We start from the raw sequence: 6,233 nt of genomic DNA, 5'->3' as shown, positions 1-6,233 counted from the left end.
GGTCGGGGCCGGCTGGGTCGGGGCCGGCTGGGGGTGGACAGCGTCTCGGCGGCGGTGCGGATGTCATCATCGAGACGCAGCCCAATCCCGGCCCGGACCGTCCAACCCGGGCCGTAGACGACAGCCGCAGCCCGGGCCAGATCCAGAGCGAACGCGTGGGCCGACTGCGGGCGGGTCGCGGGATCCTTCGCCAACGTGCGCATCACCAGATCCGCCACCGGAGCAGGCACCCCAACCGGCGGCGACGGAAGAACATTAAGGTGGTGGTGGGCGAGCGCCGGGGCCGGCAGCGCCGGATCAAACGGTGGTGTTCCGGTGAGGAGTTCGTAGAGGAGTATCCCGAGGGCGTAGAGGTCGGTGGCCGGACTCAACCGGCCACCGAGGATCTGCTCCGGAGCCATATACCGCGGGGTGCCGATAACCGCGCTCGCCGTGGTCGCCGACCCCTCCACGATTTTCGCGATACCGAAATCGGTGACCTTCAGCAAACCGGCGGTATCGAACATAATGTTGTCCGGTTTGATGTCACGGTGCAGCACCCCCCGGCCATGCGCACAGGACAACGCCGCCGCCACCGCCAGCCCCACCGCACACGCCGTCTCCGCCGACATACCCGCCCGCCGACGGGTCAACGTCCCCCCGCCCAGCAACTCCATCACGATCAGATGTAGATCGTCTGCGGCGACCGCGTCATAGACTCGGACGATGTGGGGATGGTCCAGGGCTGCAAGTAACCGCGCCTCGGCGCGGCTCTTGTCCGCAGTCCCGTCCGGCCCGCCCGGCAGAATCTTGATCGCCACATCGCGGTGCAGCTCCCGGTGCCGGCCCGCCAGCACCAACCCAAACGCACCCGCACCCAGCTGGGCACCCAGCTCATAGCCGGGCAGCGCCGCCGCCACCCGCCCCTCGTTGACAATCATGATGCGGGAACTGGCACGCGCTGACCATGACGTTCACCGGTCACCATTGCGAAACCCCCCAATACGCCCCACAACACCAAGCGTGATCCTAGTGGTGCCAGACGCGACCGGGTCGCCCAGCCCACCGCCAGAACCACACATCCGGCGCCGGCCGTCCTCAGAAGATCGGAAACCGACCGACCACCCACCTCCGCTGGGTCACCCAGCATCACGAGCCTGCCCGCCATGCCTGGGCTGGGTTCCACGCCGCGGCAGACCGCGATCCGCCCGGCGAGCCAACGCCACGCACCCTGTTGCCGGGCGCGGAGCAGATCTGTTCCGGTCCACGACCCCGCCGGCTCTCAACTCAACGACCCGGCCGGCTCTCAACGATGTGAATCTGATGCTGCTCCAGCAACATCTCATTCACATCCTTTAGAGCGCCCGGCAATAGGGGAGTGGATCAAGGAGCGGGGCTGGGGTACGTAGATCGCAAGGCGGAGGAGGGAGGCACCGGAGGTGTTGGGTGTCGACCGACGGAGCCGGGGTACCCGTGCATCGCGCAGCGATGGATGGGGAGCGATGCGGCGAGGTGCGGACCCCAGCCTCGCGACGCCGCATCCCTATTGCCGGGCGCTCGTAGCCTCGTGAACCGATGCGTTCTGGTCTGATCCACCAGTTCACGCTCGCATGCGGACGCATGATCAGCATAAGGGATCATGCACGTTCCACTTCCCGGGCCGGCTGCGGACCGTGACGTGCGAGAAGGATGGCAGGGTCACGGCACGGTCACGACAGGCCACGACAGGCCACGACAGGCCAGATGCCCAAGTCGGCGGCATGATCTGGGCATCGGTGCAGGTACGGCGGATGAGTCGGCCGGTACGCCGGGTTCTGTAGGCCGGGCGCCTTACGGCCCCCGACCGGCGGTCATCTATCTCGGGCTGGCGTTGCCGACAGCCTCCAGCGGTCCACCCGCAGGCTCGGGCGGGCAGCCCTCGAACGCCTGCGCAGTTCCCGGGCCTCACGGCCCCGGAACCTTTCGACCTTGCTCCGGGTGGGGTTTACCTAGCCGCCCGGGTCACCCCGGGCGCTGGTGCGCTCTTACCGCACCGTTTCACCCTTACCGGCATCCGAGGACACCGGCGGTCTGTTTTCTGTGGCACTGTCCCGCGGGTCACCCCGGGTGGGTGTTACCCACCACCCCGCCCTGTGGAGCCCGGACGTTCCTCGGCGGCTCCACCGCAGCGGAACCGACGCGACCGCCTGGCCGACTCATCCGTGATCCTGAGCATATGACACCGCGACCGGGTCCGGCCTGGCGTGACAACCACGTATTGGGATACTGCGTGGCAGAGACAGCGCAGACCGACTGTCGGGTCGCTCATGAGACAAGGGACGGGGATCGGCCTTGACGACACCCGGAGATCAATCCGCCAGGAAAATCGACTACACCCGGCCAGCTGTGCCGTCGCCGACCGGGAGTACCCCTCCACCGGTACCCGCCGCACCAGGGCCAGCGCCCGCTACACCCGGCGGAACCGGCCCCGCACCCGAGTCGGCCGCGCAGCGTCGGGGCATCGGTTACACCACGTACGCGGTCACGGTTCTGGTCCTGCTGATCGCCATCGCAGTGATCATGTTCGTGCTGAAGAACAACGCCCGGGTCAACATCTGGCTGTTCGGTTCGTTCCACAACATGTCGGTCGCGGGCGCGCTCGCGGCGTCAGCGACGGCCGGCCTCGTCATCGGCCTCCTGATCGGGCTGATCACCCAGATCAAGGTCCGCAAGGAGGTGCGTCAGTACCGGCGCGGCAACCGCTGACCGGCGCAACCGCCAACCCGCTCACCCACCCGTCACACCACCACGCCTTTCTGGCGTTCGTCACTGACGTTCGTCACTGGCGTTTCGTCACTGACGTTCGTCACTGACGTTCGTCACTGGCCTTCCTCGACCAGGTGGGCGGCGTGGATCCCGTCGTTGAAGCCGCGCAGCACCGCCGGACCGTCCGAGTACCAGTCGATCGTCGACATCGACACCAGGTCCAGATGCAGCCGGTAGAGCACGGCGGGCGTGGCGTCGAGCGCCAGCTGTGTCAGCGCCTTGATGGGCGTCACGTGCGAGACGACGAGGATCCGTGCGCCCGGATGCGCGGCGAGGATGCGGTCCCGGGCGGCGGTGACCCGCCGGACCGTGTCCAGGATGCTCTCGCCACCGGGCGGTGGCACCGACGGATCGGCCAGCCAGGCGTTGAGCTCCTCCGGGAAACGCCGGCGGACCTCGCCGAAGGTCAGTCCCTCCCAGGTGCCGAAGTCGGTCTCCCGCACATCGTCGTCGACGACGTAGTCCCGGCCGAGGGCGTCCGCGGTCTGGCGGGCTCGTTTGAGCGGCGAGCAGTACACCGCCTCGAACTCGACCTCACGCAGCCGTACCGCCACCGCGTCAGCCTGTGCATAGCCGACGTCGGTCAGACCTGCGTCCACCGTGCCGCTGAAGCGCTTCTCCACCGACATCGGGGTCTGCCCGTGGCGCAGCAACACAGTGGTCGTGGGTGGCGCCGGCGGAGCCATCCACCCGGACAGCCGGTTCGTGGTCGGCGCCCGGTGCGGTGTGGGCTCGGGTGACTGGGGTTCCGGCGGCTCCCAGGTGCGTCCCTGGGCGGCTGCGTCCATGGCCTCGTTCGCCAGCCGGTCGGCATGGCCGTTGCGCTCCCGCGGAATCCAGCCGTAGCGGACCTGCGGAAAACCGAGCGCGACGTCCGCGGCTTGCATCGCCAGCGGGCGCATCGCCGGATGTTTGATCTTCCAGCGTCCGCTCATCTGCTCGACGACCAGTTTCGAGTCCATCCGGACCTCCACGGCGGCGTCCGGATCGATGTCGGCCGCCGCTCGCAGGCCCGCGATCAGCCCCTGGTACTCGGCGACGTTGTTGGTCGCCCGACCGATCGCCCCGGCCCGTTCGGCCAGCACCTCGCCGGTTTCGGCGTCCCGCACAAGCGCTCCGTACCCGGCCGGGCCCGGATTGCCCCGTGATCCGCCGTCGGCTTCGACGACAAGCCGGCGCGACGGACGGTCATTCATGATCTGCTCCCATCACCGGTGCTCACACACCCGATTCGGCGGTCCGGACGAGGATGCGCCGGCATTCCTCACAGCGCATCACCTCGTCCGGGGCGGCCGCCGCGACGTCACGCAGGTCGGCGCCGGACAATTCCAGGTGACATCCCTCACACCGTCGCCGGACAAGCCTGGCCGCGCCGACACCCGCGGACGAGGCGCGCAGGCGTTCGTAAAGGGCGACCAGATCGGCGGCAAGGGTCGGGATGATGGCCTCGCGTTCACCGCGACGCGCGGCCGTCTCATCGTCGATCTCCGCGAGCGCGGTGTCCCGCCTGCCACCGGCTACCGCCAGCTCGGCCTCGAGGCGTTCCTGATCGGCCCGGATCGCCCCCGCGCGCTTCTGGAGCCCCTCGATGACCTCCATCAGCGCCAGCGTCTCGTCCTCAAGGGCGTTCTGCCGGCGAGCGAGCGAGACGATCTCCGCCTGAAGATTCTCCAGTTCGCGGGAACTGGAGATCTGCCCGGAGTCGAGACGTTTCTGGTCCCGGGCCGCCCGCGCCCGCACCAGGTCGACCTCGTCGTCCAGCTTCTGCTGCGCACGGCCCCGGTCCCGCAGCTCCGTCGAGACCCGAACCAGGTCGTCATTAATCGCGGCGAGCTGCGAACTCAGCTTGGCAATCTCGGCAAGCTCAGGCAGATTCCGCCGCCGGGAGGCGAGCCGGTCAAGGCTCGAGTCGATCGCCTGCACGGACAGCAGGCGAAGCTGGGTCGCTGGGTCGGCCTTCATGTGCTCCTCCCTGTGCTTACAAAACTTACAAAAGCGCGCTCACCGAGCTCGCCGTCGTGCGTGCCACGCTCACCGTGCCCAGAGCGCCTGAGGATAGGACTGTCCGGCTCACTACGCCTGGCCGGCAGCTGGCCCCGATGAGCTCGCATGCCACCGCCACGGGTCGGTGACCAGACTGGAAACCGTTGTGTTCACCGTACGACCTCGCCCGGCCAGGCCCGCGCCCAGCCGCGCGGAAGCGACCTGCAACCACGGCCATTCGCTCGCCCAGTGCGCCACGTCCACCACGGCGACGTCGTGCGCGCTGACGGCGTCCAGGACGTGGTGGTGACGCCCGTCGGCGGTTACCAGCACATCGGCTCCGGCGCGCGCAGCAGCGCCCACCAGCTCGCCGCCAGAACCGCCGCAGACCGCGATCCGGCGCACCGGGCGTTGCGGCGCACCGGTGGTACGCACCCCGCCCGCCGTGGCGGGCAGCGCGGCCGCCACCCGCGCGCAGAACGCGCCGAGTGGTTCAGATTCGGCCAGGTTGCCGACGCGGCCCAGTCCGCCGTTACCAGGCTCGGCCCCGGACGGTTGCGGCCCGGCCGGCTCGGTGAGCGGCCCGACGTCGCGCAGCCCGAGGACCCCCGCGAGCGCGTCACTCACACCGGGGCAGGCCACATCGGCGTTGGTGTGCGCGCTGAACAGCGCCACGCCCCCACGGATCAGGGTTGCCACGACCCGGCCACCCGCGTCGGTCTCCGCGACACCGTGAACACCACGGAGAAACAACGGATGATGGGTGACCAGAAGCTGCGCACCGCAACCAACGGCTTCCCGTGCGACGTCGAGTGTTGGGTCAACGGCGAACAGTGCATGGTGAACCGGCATGTCCGGGTCTCCGACCGTGAGCCCCACAGCATCCCACGCCTGCGCCCAGGACGGAGGATAGCTGCGGTCGAGCTCGGCAATACAGTCAGCCACGGTGCAATATGCTGCGGTCACCGTCCGGACACTACCCAACCGTGATCGGTACGGCTGGTCCGGCGTCTTGGTTGCGAGGCCGTATACGGCTACGGAACGCCGCGACGTACCGTGATCTGTGCGGCAGATGGACCGGGACCGCACATGCATGCCGATCCAGGCATGATCACGGTCGAAGGAGGCGCGAATATGGCACTATTCCGCGTCTGTGGGGGCCGCAGGAGACCTAAACCGGAGATGGGGATTGCGACATGGTGGATGTGTCCGTACGGTTCCAGATCGCCGGAGACGCCGAGGTTGTGCTGAACCTGCCCACGACACAGGCGGTGCGACTGGTGGAAGCCATCATGCACAACGTGGCCGAGGCGATGGCGGCGCAGGCACGTGGGGGCCAGCAGAGCCCACCAGGTTCGCAGGTTCAACAGGGCCAGCACCTCCAGCCTTCGCTGCAGGGGAGCATCGGTTGGGGTGACACCCAGCTCCGGGGCGAACCACCACCCTCGGGTCCGACCCGACGCCCG

The 6,233-nt window shown here is 68.6% G+C and carries 5 protein-coding genes, 1 other RNA gene and 1 pseudogene; 2 read left to right on the top strand and 5 right to left on the bottom strand.

What is annotated here, in order from left to right; all coding sequences use genetic code 11:
- Positions 1 to 920 (bottom strand): serine/threonine-protein kinase (locus U9978_RS17775; RefSeq protein ID WP_322762263.1); only part of this gene is annotated, 920 nt, incomplete at its 3' end.
- Positions 921 to 1,766: 846 nt separating this feature from the next.
- Positions 1,767 to 2,177: RNase P RNA component class A (gene rnpB / locus U9978_RS17770), an RNA gene on the bottom strand.
- 133 nt (positions 2,178 to 2,310) lie between these two features.
- Between rnpB and U9978_RS17765 the strand changes: the two genes are divergently transcribed.
- Positions 2,311 to 2,724, top strand: a complete 414-nt coding sequence (locus tag U9978_RS17765; protein ID WP_322762262.1) for a lipopolysaccharide assembly protein LapA domain-containing protein — start codon at positions 2,311 to 2,313, stop codon at positions 2,722 to 2,724.
- Positions 2,725 to 2,837: 113 nt separating this feature from the next.
- On the opposite strand, the gene U9978_RS17760 is transcribed toward U9978_RS17765, so the two are convergent.
- The 3 genes from U9978_RS17760 to U9978_RS17750 form a co-directional block, all read right to left on the bottom strand.
- Positions 2,838 to 3,980 (bottom strand): bifunctional RNase H/acid phosphatase, encoded by a 1,143-nt coding sequence (locus tag U9978_RS17760; RefSeq protein ID WP_322762261.1) that lies wholly within the window; start codon positions 3,978 to 3,980, stop codon positions 2,838 to 2,840.
- Between the two features lie 22 nt (positions 3,981 to 4,002).
- The gene (locus tag U9978_RS17755) at positions 4,003 to 4,746 is read right to left on the bottom strand and encodes a zinc ribbon domain-containing protein (RefSeq protein WP_322762260.1); all 744 of its coding nucleotides are present in this window, start codon (positions 4,744 to 4,746) and stop codon (positions 4,003 to 4,005) included.
- A 111-nt stretch (positions 4,747 to 4,857) separates the two neighbouring features.
- Positions 4,858 to 5,712, bottom strand: coding sequence for a Nif3-like dinuclear metal center hexameric protein (locus U9978_RS17750; protein ID WP_416211019.1), 855 nt, complete (start codon positions 5,710 to 5,712; stop codon positions 4,858 to 4,860).
- Between the two features lie 251 nt (positions 5,713 to 5,963).
- On the opposite strand from U9978_RS17750, the pseudogene U9978_RS17745 reads away from it, so the two are divergent.
- A pseudogene (locus U9978_RS17745) lies at positions 5,964 to 6,233 on the top strand (hypothetical protein); the annotation flags it as partial.

The organism is Protofrankia sp. Cr2 (assembly GCF_963555885.1).
Lineage (GTDB): Bacteria > Actinomycetota > Actinomycetes > Frankiales > Frankiaceae > Protofrankia.
This window is presented reverse-complemented; position numbering and strand designations above follow the sequence as displayed.